The 17,517-nt window shown below is 52.4% G+C and carries 17 protein-coding genes; 10 read left to right on the top strand and 7 right to left on the bottom strand.

Annotation, left to right across the window (positions count from 1 at the left end; translation table 11 throughout):
* Positions 1 to 54: 54 nt before the first annotated feature.
* The 6 genes from murC (at position 55) to lpxC (ending at position 6,840) form a co-directional block, all read left to right on the top strand.
* Entirely contained in the window at positions 55 to 1,515 is a 1,461-nt protein-coding gene (gene murC / locus NXT09_RS07680) for a UDP-N-acetylmuramate--L-alanine ligase (protein WP_010681517.1), read from the top strand.
* 8 nt (positions 1,516 to 1,523) lie between these two features.
* Positions 1,524 to 2,444 carry a D-alanine--D-alanine ligase gene (locus NXT09_RS07675; protein WP_268579323.1) on the top strand — a complete coding sequence of 307 codons (921 nt, stop codon included), beginning with the start codon at positions 1,524 to 1,526 and terminating at the stop codon, positions 2,442 to 2,444.
* Position 2,445: 1 nt separating this feature from the next.
* On the top strand, positions 2,446 to 3,288 hold the full coding sequence (gene ftsQ, locus NXT09_RS07670) for a cell division protein FtsQ (RefSeq protein WP_039278323.1): 843 nt from the start codon (positions 2,446 to 2,448) through the stop codon (positions 3,286 to 3,288).
* 53 nt (positions 3,289 to 3,341) lie between these two features.
* Positions 3,342 to 4,598, top strand: a complete 1,257-nt coding sequence (ftsA, locus tag NXT09_RS07665; RefSeq protein WP_010298002.1) for a cell division protein FtsA — start codon at positions 3,342 to 3,344, stop codon at positions 4,596 to 4,598.
* Positions 4,599 to 4,666: 68 nt separating this feature from the next.
* Positions 4,667 to 5,818: a cell division protein FtsZ gene (gene ftsZ / locus NXT09_RS07660; protein WP_005975217.1), complete on the top strand. Its 1,152-nt coding sequence runs from the start codon at positions 4,667 to 4,669 to the stop codon at positions 5,816 to 5,818.
* A 104-nt stretch (positions 5,819 to 5,922) separates the two neighbouring features.
* Positions 5,923 to 6,840 carry a UDP-3-O-acyl-N-acetylglucosamine deacetylase gene (gene lpxC, locus NXT09_RS07655; protein WP_039278868.1) on the top strand — a complete coding sequence of 306 codons (918 nt, stop codon included), beginning with the start codon at positions 5,923 to 5,925 and terminating at the stop codon, positions 6,838 to 6,840.
* Between the two features lie 12 nt (positions 6,841 to 6,852).
* Here lpxC and NXT09_RS07650 read toward each other — a convergent pair whose 3' ends face one another.
* Positions 6,853 to 7,380 (bottom strand): DUF721 domain-containing protein, encoded by a 528-nt coding sequence (locus tag NXT09_RS07650; protein ID WP_268579322.1) that lies wholly within the window; start codon positions 7,378 to 7,380, stop codon positions 6,853 to 6,855.
* A 26-nt stretch (positions 7,381 to 7,406) separates the two neighbouring features.
* Here NXT09_RS07650 and secM point away from each other — a divergent pair, with 26 nt between their 5' ends.
* From secM to mutT, 3 genes are all read left to right on the top strand, one after another.
* A complete protein-coding gene (gene secM, locus NXT09_RS07645; protein WP_205551686.1) occupies positions 7,407 to 7,922 on the top strand; it encodes a secA translation cis-regulator SecM in 516 nt (171 codons plus the stop codon).
* Between the two features lie 112 nt (positions 7,923 to 8,034).
* On the top strand, positions 8,035 to 10,737 hold the full coding sequence (gene secA / locus NXT09_RS07640) for a preprotein translocase subunit SecA (RefSeq protein WP_268579321.1): 2,703 nt from the start codon (positions 8,035 to 8,037) through the stop codon (positions 10,735 to 10,737).
* Positions 10,738 to 10,827: 90 nt separating this feature from the next.
* Positions 10,828 to 11,223, top strand: a complete 396-nt coding sequence (gene mutT, locus NXT09_RS07635; RefSeq protein ID WP_268579320.1) for an 8-oxo-dGTP diphosphatase MutT — start codon at positions 10,828 to 10,830, stop codon at positions 11,221 to 11,223.
* Between the two features lie 44 nt (positions 11,224 to 11,267).
* Here the strand turns inward: mutT and yacG are convergent, their stop codons facing one another.
* The 3 genes from yacG to coaE form a co-directional block, all read right to left on the bottom strand.
* Positions 11,268 to 11,462: a DNA gyrase inhibitor YacG gene (yacG, locus tag NXT09_RS07630; protein ID WP_205551680.1), complete on the bottom strand. Its 195-nt coding sequence runs from the start codon at positions 11,460 to 11,462 to the stop codon at positions 11,268 to 11,270.
* Between the two features lie 75 nt (positions 11,463 to 11,537).
* Positions 11,538 to 12,290, bottom strand: coding sequence for a cell division protein ZapD (gene zapD, locus NXT09_RS07625; RefSeq protein ID WP_010681508.1), 753 nt, complete (start codon positions 12,288 to 12,290; stop codon positions 11,538 to 11,540).
* Complete coding sequence (coaE, locus tag NXT09_RS07620; RefSeq protein WP_268579319.1) at positions 12,283 to 12,909, bottom strand: dephospho-CoA kinase; 627 nt, start codon at positions 12,907 to 12,909, stop codon at positions 12,283 to 12,285. The genes zapD and coaE overlap by 8 nt, the downstream gene beginning before the upstream one ends.
* Before the next feature lie 294 nt (positions 12,910 to 13,203).
* On the opposite strand from coaE, the gene NXT09_RS07615 reads away from it, so the two are divergent.
* The gene (locus NXT09_RS07615; protein WP_010681506.1) at positions 13,204 to 14,244 is read left to right on the top strand and encodes a GMP reductase; all 1,041 of its coding nucleotides are present in this window, start codon (positions 13,204 to 13,206) and stop codon (positions 14,242 to 14,244) included.
* An 86-nt stretch (positions 14,245 to 14,330) separates the two neighbouring features.
* Here NXT09_RS07615 and hofC read toward each other — a convergent pair whose 3' ends face one another.
* The 3 genes from hofC to ppdD are packed head-to-tail and all read right to left on the bottom strand — an operon-like array spanning position 14,331 to position 17,466.
* Positions 14,331 to 15,536 (bottom strand): protein transport protein HofC, encoded by a 1,206-nt coding sequence (hofC, locus tag NXT09_RS07610; RefSeq protein ID WP_268579318.1) that lies wholly within the window; start codon positions 15,534 to 15,536, stop codon positions 14,331 to 14,333.
* Positions 15,533 to 17,017, bottom strand: a complete 1,485-nt coding sequence (gspE, locus tag NXT09_RS07605; RefSeq protein WP_268579317.1) for a type II secretion system protein GspE — start codon at positions 17,015 to 17,017, stop codon at positions 15,533 to 15,535. Before gspE ends, hofC begins: the two co-directional genes overlap by 4 nt.
* 2 nt (positions 17,018 to 17,019) lie before the next feature.
* Positions 17,020 to 17,466 carry a prepilin peptidase-dependent pilin gene (gene ppdD / locus NXT09_RS07600; RefSeq protein ID WP_240583765.1) on the bottom strand — a complete coding sequence of 149 codons (447 nt, stop codon included), beginning with the start codon at positions 17,464 to 17,466 and terminating at the stop codon, positions 17,020 to 17,022.
* Positions 17,467 to 17,517 lie beyond the last annotated feature (51 nt).

Raw genomic sequence — 17,517 nt, 5'->3', positions numbered from 1 at the left:
ACGTTGTCGGACATAAGGCTGTGCGACGACGCTACAAGGTAGCGATAGAATAAAGTGAATACTCAACAACTGGCGAAACTACGTTCAATCGTGCCCGAGATGCATCGCGTCCGGCACATACACTTTGTCGGCATCGGCGGTGCTGGCATGGGTGGTATCGCCGAAGTGTTGGCCAACGAAGGTTATGAAATTAGCGGTTCCGATCTGGCACCGAATGCGGTGACGCAGCAGTTGACTGAACTTGGCGCGCAGATTTACTTCCACCACCGTGCGGAGAACGTTCTGAACGCCAGTGTGGTGGTGGTGTCGAGTGCGATTACTGCGGATAACCCTGAGATTGTCGCCGCGCATGATGCACGTATTCCGGTGATCCGTCGTGCCGAGATGTTGGCGGAACTGATGCGTTTTCGTCACGGTATTGCGATCGCAGGTACGCACGGTAAGACGACGACAACGGCTATGGTCTCCAGTATTTACGCGGAAGCGGGACTGGATCCGACGTTTGTGAACGGTGGATTGGTGAAGGCGGCGGGAACGCATGCGCGTTTGGGCTCAAGCCGCTACTTGATTGCGGAAGCAGATGAAAGCGATGCGTCTTTCCTGCATTTGCAGCCGATGGTGGCGATTGTGACCAATATCGAAGCTGACCATATGGACACTTATCAGGGGGATTTTGAAAACCTGAAGCAGACGTTCATCAATTTCCTGCACAACCTGCCGTTTTACGGGCAAGCGGTGATGTGTATTGATGATGCGGTAATCCGTGAGCTGCTGCCACGCGTGGGTCGTCATATCACCACGTATGGTTTTAGCGACGATGCTGATGTGCGTATTTCAGGGTATCACCAGACTGGCGCGCAAGGGCATTTCACGCTGGAGCGGAAAGATAAACCGCTGCTCACTGTCACGCTGAATGCGCCGGGGCGTCACAATGCGCTCAACGCGGCGGCAGCGGTTGCAGTAGCGACCGATGAAGGCATTGATGACGAGGCGATTCTGCGCGCGCTTGAGCGTTTTCAGGGCACCGGTCGTCGCTTTGATTTTCTCGGTGAATATCCGCTTGAGCTGGTGAATGGTCAAAGCGGTACGGCGATGTTGGTGGATGATTACGGCCACCATCCGACGGAAGTCGATGCCACGATTAAAGCTGCCCGCGCCGGGTGGCCAGATAAGCGGTTGGTCATGATTTTTCAGCCGCATCGCTATACGCGAACCCGCGATTTGTATGACGATTTCGCGCACGTGTTATCGCAGGTTGACGTGCTGCTGATGCTGGATGTGTATTCCGCTGGAGAGTCGCCGATTCCAGGCGCGGACAGCCGTTCGCTGTGCCGTACGATTCGCGGAAGAGGTAAGATTGATCCGATTCTGGTGACGGATGTGGATACTTTACCGGAACTGTTGTCACAGGCGCTGCGAGGTGAAGACCTGATTTTGGTTCAGGGCGCCGGCAACATCGGTAAACTGGCGCGTAAACTGGCTGATTCCAGATTACAGCCACAGATGAGTGAATGAGGAACATCATGACTGAGAAAGTTGCTGTATTGCTTGGTGGAACCTCTGCCGAACGTGAAGTGTCGTTACTTTCCGGTCAGGCGGTTTTGGCTGGCCTGAAAGAAGCGGGCATCAACGCGCATGCGGTTGATACCCGTGACGTCTCTGTGACGACGTTAAAAGAAGAAGGTTTCACCAAAATTTTCATCGCCTTACATGGTCGTGGTGGCGAAGACGGTACATTGCAGGGCGTTCTGGAATTCCTGGGGCTGCCTTATACCGGTAGCGGCGTCATGGCATCGGCACTGACGATGGACAAACTCCGCACCAAACAAGTATGGCAAGCTGTGGGATTACCCGTATCGCCATACGTGGCGCTGGATCGTCGCCAATATTCAGAAACGGCGGCAAACGCGCTGTTGGCGAAATTTACCCATCTCGGGTTGCCGCTGATCGTCAAGCCAAGCCGTGAAGGTTCCAGCGTGGGGATGAGCAAAGTGAATACGCTGAGCGAACTGCCTGCGGCACTGGAAGAAGCATTCCGTCACGATGACGATATTCTGATCGAGAAGTGGCTGAGCGGCCCAGAGTATACGGTGGCTATCCTGGGCGATGAAGTATTGCCTTCTATTCGTATTCAGCCTGCGGGTACGTTTTACGATTATGAAGCGAAGTATTTATCGGATGATACGCAGTATTTTTGTCCGAGTGGTTTGCCGGACGAGCAAGAGCAGGCGTTAGCAGGACTGGCGATGGCGGCTTATCGTGCGGTGGGCTGTAGCGGATGGGGACGCGTCGATTTTATGCTGGATAGCGACGGTGCCTTCTATCTGCTTGAAGTGAATACGTCTCCGGGGATGACGAGCCACAGCCTGGTTCCTATGGCAGCGCGCCAACGTGGGCTGACTTTCTCGCAACTGGTCGTGAAAATTTTAGAGCTCGCTGGCTGATATGTCGCAGGCAGCGCTGAATACACGCGGACGAGAGCCTGAAACGAAGGGAACACGTCGCAGTAATGGAGGCCAATTGGCAGGGATGATTTTCCTGCTGATGGTGATAGGGACGATCGTCTGGGGAAGCTGGATGGTCGTGGGGTGGATGAAAGATGCCAGCCGCTTACCGCTCTCCCGCATGGCAGTGACAGGGGAAAGGCAGTACACCACCAACGACGATATCCGTCAGGCTATTTTGTCGTTGGGGTCGCCGGGCACGTTCATGACACAGGATGTGAACGTGATCCAGCAGCAGATCGAGCGTCTGTCGTGGATAAAACAGGCTAGCGTGCGCAAGCAGTGGCCGGACGAATTAAAGATTCATCTGGTTGAATATGTTCCGGTAGCGCGTTGGAATGACCAGCTAATGGTTGATGCAGAAGGAAATTCGTTCAGTGTACCCGCCGAACGTATTGGCAATCGCAAGATGCCGCTGCTGTATGGCCCAGAAGGCAGTGAAGCAGAAGTGTTGGAAGGCTATCGCACAATGAATCAGACGCTGGCCGCCGGGAAGTTTACGTTAAAAATGGTGGCGATGAGTGCGCGGCATTCGTGGCAACTAGGATTAGACGATGATACTCGCCTTGAATTGGGGCGGGATGATAGGGCCAAACGTCTGCAACGCTTTATCGAGCTGTATCCGCTGTTGCAGCGGCAGGCTCAGAGCGAAAACAAACGTATCAGCCATGTGGATTTGCGGTATGACAGCGGGGCTGCGATAGGTTGGGCTCCAGCTTTGCTTGATCAACAACAGGGTGATCAACAACAACACGGTGATCGGCAACGAGTTGGTCAGCACTAAGACATTGATCAGCAACAGAACAGTAACCAGAAACAGGCACAGGCTAAACAACAATGATCAAGTCGACGGACAGAAAACTGGTAGTTGGGCTGGAAATCGGTACAGCAAAAGTGGCTGCGCTGGTAGGGGAAGTTCTGCCCGATGGCATGGTCAACATTATTGGCGTAGGCAGTTGCCCGTCACGCGGTATGGATAAAGGCGGCGTAAACGATCTGGAATCGGTCGTTAAATGTGTTCAGCGCGCTATTGATCAGGCTGAGTTGATGGCAGACTGCCAGATCTCTTCCGTGTATCTGGCGCTCTCGGGAAAACACATCAGTTGCCAGAATGAAATAGGGATGGTGCCTATTTCAGAAGAAGAGGTTACGCAGGACGACGTGGAAAGCGTGGTGCATACCGCTAAATCCGTGCGCGTGCGTGATGAACATCGTGTTCTCCATGTGATCCCACAGGAGTACGCGATCGATTATCAGGAAGGGATTAAAAACCCGGTTGGCTTATCCGGCGTGCGCATGCAGGCGAAAGTCCACCTGATAACCTGCCATAACGATATGGCGAAGAATATTGTTAAAGCCGTTGAGCGTTGCGGTTTAAAAGTCGACCAGCTGATTTTTGCGGGACTGGCTTCCAGTTATGCGGTTCTGACAGAAGACGAACGTGAGCTGGGCGTGTGCGTAGTGGATATCGGTGGCGGTACAATGGATATCGCGGTCTACACTGGCGGCGCATTGCGACACACTAAAGTGATTCCGTATGCGGGCAATGTGGTTACCAGCGATATTGCCTACGCATTTGGTACGCCGCCGACGGATGCCGAAGCGATCAAGGTACGTCACGGTTGTGCATTAGGCGCGATCGTCGGCAAGGATGAGAATGTGGAAGTCCCGAGTGTTGGAGGACGTCCACCCCGCAGTCTGCAAAGACAGACTCTGGCGGAAGTGATTGAACCACGTTACACCGAGCTGTTGAACTTGGTGAACGATGAACTTTTACAGTTGCAGGAGCAGTTACGTCAACAAGGCGTGAAACACCATCTGGCAGCAGGGATTGTGCTGACGGGCGGTGCCGCGCAAATAGACGGTCTGGCGGCCTGTGCGCAGCGTGTGTTCCATACACAGGTGCGTATTGGACAACCAATGAATATAACAGGGCTGACGGATTATGCCCAAGAGCCTTATTACTCAACGGCGGTTGGGTTGCTGCATTACGGAAAAGAATCTCATCTGGGTGGTGAGCATGAAGTCGAAAAACGAGCCTCAGTGAGCAACTGGTTCAAACGAATCAACAGCTGGTTGAGGAAAGAATTTTAATTTTATCAAAGAGATCACCTGGCACAGTTTTATGATCTCGCAGTTACAGGCACAAACGGAGAGAAATTATGTTTGAACCAATGGAATTAACCAACGACGCGGTGATTAAAGTCATCGGCGTCGGTGGCGGCGGCGGTAACGCCGTTGAACACATGGTGCGTGAGCGCATCGAAGGCGTCGAATTCTTCGCGGTTAACACGGATGCGCAGGCATTACGTAAAACGGCTGTCGGCCAGACGATTCAGATCGGTAGTGGCATCACAAAAGGTCTGGGCGCAGGCGCTAACCCGGAAGTCGGCCGTAACTCGGCTGAAGAAGATCGCGAAGCGCTGCGTTCAGCACTGGAAGGTGCGGACATGGTGTTTATCGCCGCAGGTATGGGCGGTGGTACGGGTACAGGTGCTGCACCGGTTGTGGCTGAAGTCGCAAAAGACCTGGGCATTCTGACTGTCGCTGTGGTGACCAAGCCTTTCAACTTTGAAGGCAAAAAGCGTATGGCGTTTGCGGAGCAGGGTATCGCCGAGCTGTCTAAGCACGTCGACTCGCTGATCACCATTCCAAACGACAAACTGCTGAAAGTGCTCGGGCGCGGTATTTCCCTGCTGGACGCATTTGGCGCGGCAAACGATGTGCTGAAAGGCGCGGTGCAAGGTATCGCCGAGCTGATCACACGTCCGGGTCTGATGAACGTCGACTTTGCTGACGTGCGTACCGTGATGTCCGAAATGGGTTATGCCATGATGGGTTCTGGCGTTGCGCGTGGTGAAGACCGTGCAGAAGAAGCTGCTGAAATGGCGATCTCCAGCCCACTGCTGGAAGATATCGATCTGTCCGGCGCGCGCGGCGTGTTGGTCAACATCACGGCGGGCTTTGACCTGCGTCTGGATGAGTTCGAGACGGTCGGTAATACCATCCGTGCATTCGCGTCCGACAATGCGACAGTGGTAATCGGTACGTCGCTTGACCCAGAAATGAATGACGAACTGCGTGTAACGGTCGTTGCAACGGGTATCGGTATGGACAAACGTCCTGAGATTACGTTGGTGACGAACAAGCAGGCCAGCCAGCCTGTGATGGATCATCGTTATCAGCAGCACGGTATGACGCCTCTGGCGCAAGAAAAACCAGCTGCCAAAGTGGTTAACGACCAGAATCCGCAGACGAATAAAGAGCCAGACTATCTGGATATCCCGGCGTTTCTGCGTAAGCAGGCAGACTAATTTGCTGCCAGATAACGTTGGAATCTCCGCTCTTTGTGCTAAACTGTGCCACCGAGCCTGGTGTATACTAGGTCGGTAGGTTCAGTAACATGCGAGATAAAATGATGATCAAACAACGTACACTAAAACGTATTGTTCAGGCGACTGGTGTCGGGTTACATACCGGCAAGAAAGTCACGCTGACCATGCGTCCTGCACCGGCAAATACCGGGGTCATCTATCGCCGCACAGACTTGAATCCCCCGGTTGATTTTCCGGCTGATGCAAAATCCGTGCGTGATACCATGCTCTGTACTTGCCTGGTTAATGAGCATGACGTGCGTATTTCTACGGTGGAGCATCTTAACGCTGCGCTTGCAGGGTTGGGCATTGACAATATTGTCATTGATGTTGACGCACCGGAAATTCCAATCATGGATGGCAGCGCCAGCCCGTTCGTTTACCTGCTGTTAGATGCGGGTATTGAAGAGTTGAACTGCGCCAAGAAATTCGTGCGTATCAAACAGCCAGTTCGTGTTGAAGATGGCGACAAGTGGGCCGAAATGAAACCGTTCAACGGCTTCAGCCTGGATTTCACTATCGACTTCAACCACCCGGCGATTGATGCGGGTAACCAGCGCTATCGTTTGGATTTCTCTGCTGATGCGTTTGTTCGCCAGATCAGCCGTGCGCGTACATTCGGCTTCATGCGCGATATCGAATACTTGCAGTCTCGTGGGTTGTGCCTGGGCGGCAGTATGGATTGTGCCATCGTCGTTGACGATTACCGCGTATTGAACGAAGACGGTCTGCGTTTTGAAGATGAGTTTGTCCGCCATAAAATGCTGGATGCCATCGGTGACCTGTTTATGTGTGGTCACAACATCATCGGTGCGTTCTCTGCGTTTAAATCCGGCCATGCTCTGAACAACAAACTGTTGCAGGCTGTGTTGGCCAATCAGGAAGCGTGGGAATACGTGACCTTTGAAGACGAAGCTGAAATGCCGCTGGCGTTTAAAGCACCGTCTATCGTGCTGGCGTAACGCTTAAAGCCGTTACTTCTTATTACGACTGGTTTTACTGGTACTCTCTCCGGCCAGTGAAGCCAGTCGTTCTAATATCTTTCTGAGTTTTTCCGGGCTATTGCCTGCTAACGTCCTCAATGTCTCCGCACTTTGTTCACTCAACTGACGCAACGGTTTGTCATCGGGATTTTCCGTCGGCGTAATGTCACTATTTTTCACGATTTCATGCCCTTTTGCGGCAAGCGTTGGATTAATCCTGATGTCGATTGAAGCCAATGATGGTAGTATTTGTGCGCGCAATGCAGAGAGCAGCGCAGGTTGTTCGTAACGTAACCGCATCAGCCAACTGGCGTTGGCGGTTTCCAGTATCAGTAAACCTTGCCGGTAATTAGCGACGCGGCACCATGGGTGCAACGGTGCAGGCAGTAACCCGCGTACGGCACGGTTGAGTTTTAATAAGGCGATAGCGCGCTGTTGCACATCTTGCAGCGGGCCTTTACCCGACATGGATGCGCTATCAAACAGAAATTCCAGTGATTGTGGGCGGCTATCACGCATAGACCTGGCTCCGGTGGATGTTACTCGTGATTGGTATTCTAAATCGTTGGCGACAATTTGGCAGACGTTATTTCTGGCCGCATCTCTTATTAGGGATGGTCGCGGCGAGTCTTGGCCTGCCAACAAGCCTGAACGACTCACAGGATATCGCCTCACTTCCTAATTCAAGCTCCAGCGTGAGTCGCCAGAATCACGTATCGCTGAACCTTACCGATCTGGTCGCGCTGAAGGAAGCGCATCGGCGCTCGTCCTACAGCGTTGATTATTGGCATCAGCATGCGATTCGCACGGTAATCCGTCATCTTTCTTTTGCGTTGACGACGCCACAGACGGCCAGTGCCCAGCAGGTTGACGATCTTCAACCTCACTCTCTGGTTTTACTGGATACGCTAAATGCGTTGTTGACGCAGGATTCCCAGTATCCCTTTGTGATCTCCCCCCATGCTGGGCATGTCACTTTTTATCCTCAGGCACACCATCAAATCGGCGTCTGGCTTGCCCAAATCCGCGGCATCCGTGCAGGACCCTCTCTTTTCAGCTGAACGTGTAGTGGATAATTAGCTGAAGAAATTTCTCTCGTTTTTTGCTGAGTTTCTCAGTTTTTCGATGTTGTGTTGCCACTGGATACGTGGCACTTGTGAGATTAAAACTATTATGGTCATGAATATCCTAACCAAAATTTTTGGTAGCCGTAACGATCGTACGCTGCGTCGTATGCGTAAAAATGTTGATGTCATCGGTCGTTTAGAACCAGAAATGGAAAAACTTTCAGATGAAGAACTGCAAGCAAAAACGCTAGAGTTCCGGGTTCGTCTGGAAAAAGGTGAGACGCTGGAGAACCTGTTGCCAGAAGCCTTCGCGGTAGTCCGTGAATCCAGTAAGCGTGTCTTTGGCATGCGTCACTTCGATGTGCAGCTTATCGGCGGTATGGTACTGAACGAACGTTGCATCGCGGAGATGCGTACCGGTGAAGGTAAAACACTGACGGCAACGCTGCCTGCGTACCTGAATGCGCTGACTGGTCGTGGCGTACACGTGGTTACCGTGAACGATTATCTGGCACAGCGTGATGCCGAGAATAACCGTCCGTTGTTTGAATTCCTTGGCCTGAGCGTCGGTATCAACCTGCCGGGAATGCCGGCTCCAGCGAAGCGTGAAGCCTATGCCGCAGATATCACCTACGGTACCAATAACGAATACGGTTTTGACTACCTGCGTGACAACATGGCGTTCAGCCCGGAAGAGCGCGTGCAGCGTAAATTATACTACGCGCTGGTGGATGAGGTTGACTCCATCCTGATCGATGAAGCGCGTACGCCGCTGATCATTTCCGGCCCGGCTGAAGACAGCTCTGAGCTGTATATCAGCGTCAATAAAATCATCCCTAACCTGATCCGTCAGGAGAAAGAAGATTCGGATACCTTCCACGGTGAAGGCCACTTCTCTGTTGATGAGAAAGCACGTCAGGTTAACCTCACCGAGCGTGGTCTGGTTCTGGTGGAAGAACTGCTGGTGAAAGAAGGCATTATGGAAGAGGGCGAGTCGCTGTACTCTCCGACCAACATTATGCTGATGCACCATGTGACTGCTGCACTGCGTGCGCACGTGTTGTTTACCCGCGATGTTGATTACATTGTGAAAGACGGTGAAGTCATCATCGTCGATGAACACACCGGCCGTACCATGCAAGGGCGTCGCTGGTCTGATGGTCTGCATCAGGCTGTGGAAGCGAAAGAGAAGGTGGCCATTCAGAATGAAAACCAGACGCTGGCTTCCATTACCTTCCAGAATTACTTCCGCCTGTATGAAAAACTGGCGGGTATGACTGGTACGGCAGATACCGAAGCGTTCGAATTCAGCTCCATCTATAAGCTGGATACGATTGTGGTGCCGACTAACCGTCCGATGATTCGTAAAGACTTGCCTGACCTGGTCTACATGACCGAGCAGGAAAAAATTGATGCCATCATTGAGGATATCAAAGACCGCTCTGTAAAAGGCCAGCCTATTCTGGTCGGTACGATCTCCATTGAGAAATCAGAAGTGGTTTCTCAGGCGCTGGAAAAAGCGGGCATTAAACACAATGTGTTGAATGCGAAATTCCACGCCATGGAAGCGGACATCGTTGCACAGGCGGGTCAGTCTGGTGCAGTCACCATCGCGACCAATATGGCCGGTCGTGGTACGGACATCGTATTGGGTGGTAGCTGGCAGGCCGAAGTCGCACATCTGGAAAACCCAGATGACGCGCAAATTGCAGAAATCAAAGCGGCTTGGAAAGAGCGCCATGATGCGGTGTTGGCTGCGGGTGGCTTGCACATTATCGGTACAGAGCGCCATGAATCTCGCCGTATCGATAACCAGCTGCGTGGTCGTTCCGGTCGTCAGGGGGATGCGGGTTCATCACGCTTCTATCTGTCGATGGAAGATGCGCTGATGCGTATTTTTGCCTCCGATCGCGTTTCTAATATGATGCGTAAGCTGGGGATGAAACCGGGCGAAGCGATTGAGCACCCGTGGGTCACCAAGGCGATTGCTAACGCACAGCGTAAAGTAGAAAGCCGTAACTTTGATATTCGTAAACAGCTGCTGGAATACGATGATGTGGCGAACGACCAACGTCGTGCGATCTACACACAGCGTAACGAACTGCTGGATGTGTCCGATATCAGCGAAACCATCACCAGTATTCGTGAGGATGTGTTTAAAGCGACTATCGACAGCTATATTCCACCGGAATCTCTGGAAGAAATGTGGGATACGGAAGGTCTGGAACAGCGCCTGAAGAACGACTTCGATCTGGATATGCCGATCAAGGCGTGGCTGGATAAAGAGCCTGAGCTGCATGAAGAAACGCTACGTGAGCGTATTTTCCAGCAGGCGCTTGAGGTTTATCATCGCAAAGAAGAAGTGGTTGGCGTTGAAGTTATGCGCAACTTCGAGAAAGGCGTGATGTTGCAGACGCTGGATTCCTTGTGGAAAGAACATCTGGCGGCAATGGATTACCTGCGTCAGGGTATTCATCTGCGTGGCTATGCACAGAAAGATCCGAAGCAAGAATATAAGCGTGAGTCGTTCTCTATGTTTGCCGCGATGCTGGAATCATTGAAATATGAAGTGATCAGTACGCTGAGCAAGGTCCAGGTGAGAATGCCGGAAGAAATTGAAGCGCTGGAGCAGCAACGCCGCGAAGAAGCTGAGCGTTTGGCACAGCAGCAACAGTTTAGCCATCAGGAAGAAGATAGCCTGAACACCGGTTCACCAGCGCAGGCAGATCGTAAAATTGGACGTAATGACCCTTGCCCATGTGGTTCAGGCAAGAAATATAAGCAGTGCCACGGTCGCTTACAGAAATAATTGGCTGCTGAGTCCAGTGATTAAAATGTGATAAGTATAAGGGCGGTCATTGACCGCCTTTTACTTGATAAGAATCTGATAGGAAGTGTCATGACGCAAAAACAGTTATCCGTCGCGGTCGGCATCATCCGCAATTCGGAGCAGCAATATTTCATTGCTCGCCGCCCTGATGGCGTTCATATGGCAGGGATGTGGGAATTTCCCGGCGGTAAAGTTGAAGAAGGCGAAACGCCAGAGCAGGCGCTGATTCGTGAACTGCGTGAAGAAACGGGCATCGAAGCCAGCGCACCACAGCCGCTGAACGACAAGACGTTTTCTACGCCGGAGAGAATCATCACGCTTCATTTCTTCCTGGTTGAAACGTGGCTGGGGGAACCCTATGGTCGGGAAGGTCAGGAATCACGCTGGGTGAGCGTAGAAGAACTACGTGAGGACGAATTTCCGCCAGCGAATGCGGAGATGATCCGCTGGCTGAAATCGCTTTAATCTAGCTTTACCTGTGTGAAAGTCGTTATCGCGAAACGTGGCCGTTAGCGCGTTTCGCTCCAGTCTTCACTATCAGAAACCATATCATCACTTGGAATGCGCTTTTCTTCATCTGCCCATTCACCCAAATCGATGAGCTGACAACGTTTACTGCAAAATGGGCGATAGAGGCTGGTTTCATCCCAGATAACCGCCTGCTTGCAGGTTGGGCACTTCACCGTCGTAATTTCTGCTGTCATAAGATTCTTTTCACTCTATTTGGTACTTAACACATATTGGTACGTAACACATTTTTGTCTGTCAGGGGGCTTAGTCTAGCAGCAGGCCAGTTCAAAGGTTAAACGCGGAGGAATGTGGCCGTTTTCGCTATCTAATGGCAGAAAACGGATGGCATAGCGTGTCTTATGGCCAGATATTTGCGGATAGAGCTGATGTACTTGCTCAAGGCGCAAACGTAGCAGATCAGCATCGGAGGCATTGTCCTGGAAAAAACCGTTCAGGCTGGTCTGCGGGCGGAACGTGCCAGAATGGCGGATCAGTTCCAGGATCATATCCAGCGCTTGTTTGAGCGGTGACAAGGAGTTAAGCCAGCCGGAAACCAATTTCTCACGCAACTCCTGAGGCTGATGCAGCCAGCTATGCAGAGTGGGAAGATCGAAACTACAGCATCCGCCGGGAATGCCAAGACGCTGGCGTACCATGCCAATCAGGCGATCTTCCCGTAGGAACTGCCCCATTCGTGGTGCGGCCATCAACGTACTGGCCAGATCTTTCAACTGGCGTCTCAACGTATGGATGCGTTCCATGTCAACGCCCGGAACATCACTCCATTGTAGCAGTTTTTGCTGTTGCCGCTCCAGTTCTTTCAGCAGCTCGGTACGGACATCTCCACGCTCCAGCACATCAAGCAGTTCGGCGATAGCACGAAAAAATGTTAGAGCGCCTCCCATATCGGTCAGGGAGTGGTTTTGATGTAGCTGCTGCAATAATGATTCGATACGCAACCAGGTACGTGTTTTTTCGTTCAGCGGGTATTCGAATAAAATCGTTGAGGGGGCGTCACTCATTCTTAGTCATCCTGTCGGCTGCGGAGGCGGCGAGCTCCAGGTACTGGCGGTGTAATTCCGCAACCTGTGGAGCCAGCTCGTTTGGGCAGCGACTGTTATCAATAATATCATCGGCATAAGCCAGGCGCTGTTCTCGAGTAGCCTGTGCTGCCAGTATGTTTTCTGCTTGCTGCCGGCTGATGCCATCGCGGGCCAGCGTACGTGCAAGCTGAGTTTCTTTGTCTACATCAACGACCAGAACACGCTGTGCTCGCTGTTGTAAACCGTTCTCCACCAATAAAGGGACGACCCACAGAATGTACGGTGCGGATGCAGCCTGAAACTGGGTCTGTGTTTCCTGTTGGATTAACGGATGGAGTAAATTATTCAGCCACTGTTTCTCCTCTGGTGAGGAAAAAATCTGTTGGCGTAGTGCGGCACGGTTCAATGAACCATCGGTATTGAGCATAGCGTCGCCAAACCGGAGCCTGATGGCATCCAGTGCGGGTTCCCCAGGCTCGACTACCTGACGCGCGATGATATCCGCATCAACGATAGTGGCTCCTAATTTGGCAAATTCATCGGCTACGGTGCTTTTTCCGCTGCCGATACCGCCCGTTAAGGCTACGATGTATGTCATTGCACCCGTATTGAAAAGTTAACATTTCTACTATTTTCAAGGGTGAGGAATCTCTTCCCGTCCCCCTGAAGTCAATCAGGTATCAACCGCAGTGTGCTTCACGTTATCACTTTGCTGGGTGATAGGTAAATTTCTCTGATTTTATCCCAAATAAAGTGAAAATCGCAGTCTTGCCGCAGGATTATTCCTGCGTATGATAACGTCACTGGTAAAGGGCTATTATTTTTTCAGAAATGATTATGCTCAGTAACGATACTGAGTATTCCGCCGTCACTAACCAGGAACTCGAACCTCATGCGTATTGAAGAAGATTTAAAGTTAGGCTTTAAAGACGTTCTCATCCGGCCAAAGCGTTCGACGCTGAAAAGCCGCTCCGACGTTGAACTGGAACGTCAATTCACTTTCCTCCATGCCGGCGGCAACTGGTCCGGCGTACCGATTATCGCCGCCAATATGGATACCGTGGGTACGTTTAGTATGGCGGAAGTCCTGGCCTCTTTTGATGTTCTGACGGCTGTCCATAAACACTACTCTGTCGAACAATGGTCTCAGTTTGTGCAACGCACTCCGGCATCGGTATTGCGCCACGTAATGGTCTCGACCGGGACATCTGAGGCTGATTTTATCAAGCTAAAGCAAATCTTGGCGCTGTCGCCTGAGCTGAAATTTATCTGTATCGATGTCGCCAATGGCTATTCTGAGCACTTTGTGACGTTCCTGCAAAAAGCGCGTGAGGCCTGCCCAGACAAAGTTATCTGCGCTGGAAACGTCGTGACCGGTGAAATGGTGGAAGAACTTATCCTCTCCGGCGCGGACATCGTGAAAGTTGGCATTGGCCCCGGTTCTGTCTGCACGACGCGCGTTAAAACGGGTGTAGGCTACCCTCAGCTTTCTGCCGTGATCGAATGCGCCGATGCAGCACATGGCCTCGGTGGGCAAATCGTGAGCGACGGCGGGTGCGCCATGCCGGGCGATGTCGCGAAAGCATTTGGCGGCGGAGCCGATTTCGTCATGCTGGGCGGTATGTTGGCAGGGCATGATGAATGTGAAGGCACCATTGTGGAAGAAAACGGTGAGAAAATGATGCTGTTCTACGGTATGAGCTCTGCATCTGCGATGGAGCGTCATGTTGGCGGCGTGGCAGAGTACCGTGCTGCGGAAGGAAAAACCGTGAAATTGCCTCTGCGTGGTCCGGTAGACAATACCGTGCGTGATATTCTCGGCGGCCTGCGCTCGGCCTGTACCTATGTTGGTGCATCCCGTTTGAAAGAGCTGACGAAGCGTACAACGTTTATCCGCGTGGCCGAGCAGGAAAACCGTATTTTCAACGGGTAGTTGCCGCCGTTACGCGCCGTCTTTCCGCTGGTAGCGGAGGTGCGTACGACGTAGCTTGTCGCTGTTTGTATGCTGTATTGGTCGGTTCAGGCACCGGCCAATACATTCCCCAACTGGAAGATAGGCAAATACATGCCAATCACCAGCGCCCCGACCATTCCCCCGACGACCATCATCAGCACCGGTTCCAGCGTTTGTGTCAGCATGTCTGCCTGCTGTTGTACCCGACCTTCATGCCATTCTGCCAGCTGTGTAAAGATCGCATCCAACGCCCCGGTTTCTTCCCCCACGCGGATCAGCTGCGGGCAGGGCGCAGGGAACAGCATGGTGTGATGCTGTGTGGCATGGTATAGCGACGTCCCCTGATGCAGTTGCACTTGTATCTGTTGAATTGCGGCCTGATAAAGCGTGTGACGGATCGTCGCGGCGGCATCCAGCCCTTCCGGGAGCGTCAAACCGGCATGTTGCGTCATGGCGAGAATATGGAATATCTGGTTCAGCGATTTACCGCGTAACAGGCTGGATACGATAGGAAGCTTCAGCAGCCATTCTTGCTCTCGGGTTTTCCACAATGGCTGTTTCTGCCTCAAGCGGGCGTACCCCACCACCAAGCAACTAAGTATCAGCAACCCAATCAGTCCATAGTCAGATATGATTTCTGCCAGATAAAGCAACTGACGGGTAAACCACGGCAACGGCGTATCGAACGAGGAATAGAGCGACGCAAACTCGGGCAGAACCAGCGTTAACATCATCATGCTGACCAGTAGGGCAATTGCCAAAACAAAGCAGGGATAGCGTAGCGCTTTGATGACTTTCTGTTGCAGCCTGGACTGTTTTTCTTGCTGTTGTGCCAACTGTAGGCAGCATGCGTCTAGCTTCCCGGTCAATTCGCCGACGGCAATGAGGGAACGATACAGAACGGGAAAGATATGCGGGTATTCCTGTAGTGCCTCAGAGAACGAATTTCCCTGAGCAACATGGGTACGCACATCCCGTAATACGCAGCGCCAGCCGGGGCGCTCGTGCTGTTCCGAGACCAATTTTAATGCTTCCAGCAGCGGTAATCCGGCTTGTAGCAGGGCAGCAAGCTGTTTGATTGACTCGCCTAGCTGTTCACGTTTCCAGTAGCGTAGCGATAGGTAATGGCCGGCTTTGACGAGAAGCGGCTGGTAACCCTGTGCAATCAGGCTGGCATAGGCGTGCTGGCGATGTGTGCTAATGAGTTCTCCAGCGATAAATTCGCCCTCGGACGTGATGGCCTGCCAGTGATATAAGCGCTGTAGCCTCATTGCGCCTCCTGATTTATTGACCGCTCATCGCCCACCACACGGTAGACTTCAGCAAGTGAGGTCAGGCCCTCGTTGACCAACTCAAGCCCTGCGGCCAGCAACGTTGGAAAACCTGAATGGCGAGACAACGCAGATAATTCCCCCGTGCTGGCGTTGCTCGCTAGCGCTGCCTGAAAATCTGGCGTGATAGGCAACAATTCATAGAGCGCGACGCGGCCATAGTAGCCAGAAAAACAGTGGCTACAGCCGCGGGCTTGCCAATGTTGCAGTGCCCCTTGCCATACGTCGTTTGGCAGTGAAAGTAGCGGTTCTCCCGGCGTTTTACAGTGCGGACATAACCGACGTACAAGGCGTTGGGCAATAATGAGTTTTAGCGCTGCGGCTAACAGGTAGCCGGGGATGCCCAGATGACTGAGGCGAGTTAACGTTTCTACGGCAGAATTGGTATGCAGCGTGGACATGACCAGATGGCCAGTTTGTGCGGCTTTTACCGCAATTTCTGCGGTTTCAGCGTCACGGATTTCACCGATCATAATGACGTCTGGATCCTGTCGTAGCAGCGCTCGTAAAATTCGGCCAAAGCCCAGTTCGGCTTTGGGATTGATTGCCGTTTGGTTGATGCCCTGCAAGGGAATTTCGACCGGATCTTCTACGCTACAGATATTGCGGCTGCACTCGTTCAGCCAGCGTATCGCGCTGTAAAGCGTGACGGTTTTGCCACTACCTGTCGGGCCCGTGACTAACAGCATTCCCTGTGAGGCGCTCAGCACGCTAATCAACTGCTGTAACGCCTTTGCGGTTAGCCCAAGTTTATCCAGTGCCAGCTCCTGCTGATGCGTTTGCAAAATACGCAGTACGACTTTTTCGCCTTGTTGTACGGGCAGCGTAGCAATGCGCAACGAATAGGCTTGTTGATCCAGCGTCAGGCTGAACTGGCCATCCTGCGGCAAACGCCGTTCGGCGATGTTCAACTTACCCATGATTTTCAGCCGTGCGGTAATACGGTTTGTCAGTTCGGGCGGCGGTGCGGATATGGCCTGTAGCACGCCGTCAATACGTAATCGGACGCGATAGCTGTCCAGTAACGGCTCAAAGTGGATATCAGAGGCGCGACGCTGAACGGCGAGACGTAGCGTTTGATGGATAAACTGTGCAACGGGGGAGTCATCGTCATGATCCTGTTGCCCAGCGCTGTTGCGATAAGTGTTAGCTGATGTGCTGGCATGGTAGGTTTCTGCGGGTTCGGCAACGGCGTTCACCGGGTTAAGCTGCTGTTCCATTCTGGCCTGTGGCCATTGTTCTACCATAATGCGGCGATTGCTGGCGAAACGCAGCGCGGCAATCATCTCCGCAGAAGGGGAAGCCGTGACGGCGACCGACAGCGTTTGTTCATCAAGACTAAGCAACAATGCCTGATAGCGTCGGCACAGCGTCTGTAGCTCGCTGAGCGTATGCTCAGAGGAGAAGGATGAGTCCGTCATGATTAACCCGCCGTGTTATCGAAACGGAAAACGTCCTGACAGGCAGATTGCAGGCTTTCTGTGCTGTCGTCCGTGGCACAGTTTTTCGTCCAGCGTGAAGCGCCAGTTTCGGTATCCCACGTTGGCGTCAGAATAACGCGCAGCCCTTGCAGTGTGGATTGGCCAGTCAGCGTAATCACTCCTTGAGCGACGCTAACGGCGCTGACATAGCGTGAAGATTTGCTGCCCGGAATTCCCTGATTACCTGCATTGCAGGCGGTAAACGCGGCATTTTCCAGACCACAGAGATCGACGGGCGTTTTATAAGACACCATCGTCTGCAGCATGTCCGTTAGCGCAGCTTTTTGCAGATAGCCTTGATAAGCCGGTACGCCAATAGCGCTGAGGATAGCGACGATCGCAATAACAATCATTAGCTCAATCAGCGTAAATCCTTGCTGTTTTATCATGTTGATTTCCCTGTTGTTGCATATAAATTTTGTGGCACATAAATGAAAGGC

The sequence above is a fragment of the Pectobacterium jejuense genome, from assembly GCF_026800125.1.
Taxonomy (GTDB): domain Bacteria; phylum Pseudomonadota; class Gammaproteobacteria; order Enterobacterales; family Enterobacteriaceae; genus Pectobacterium; species Pectobacterium jejuense.
The sequence above is the reverse complement of the archived record's forward strand: the minus strand, read 5'-3'. Positions and strand labels throughout refer to the sequence as shown.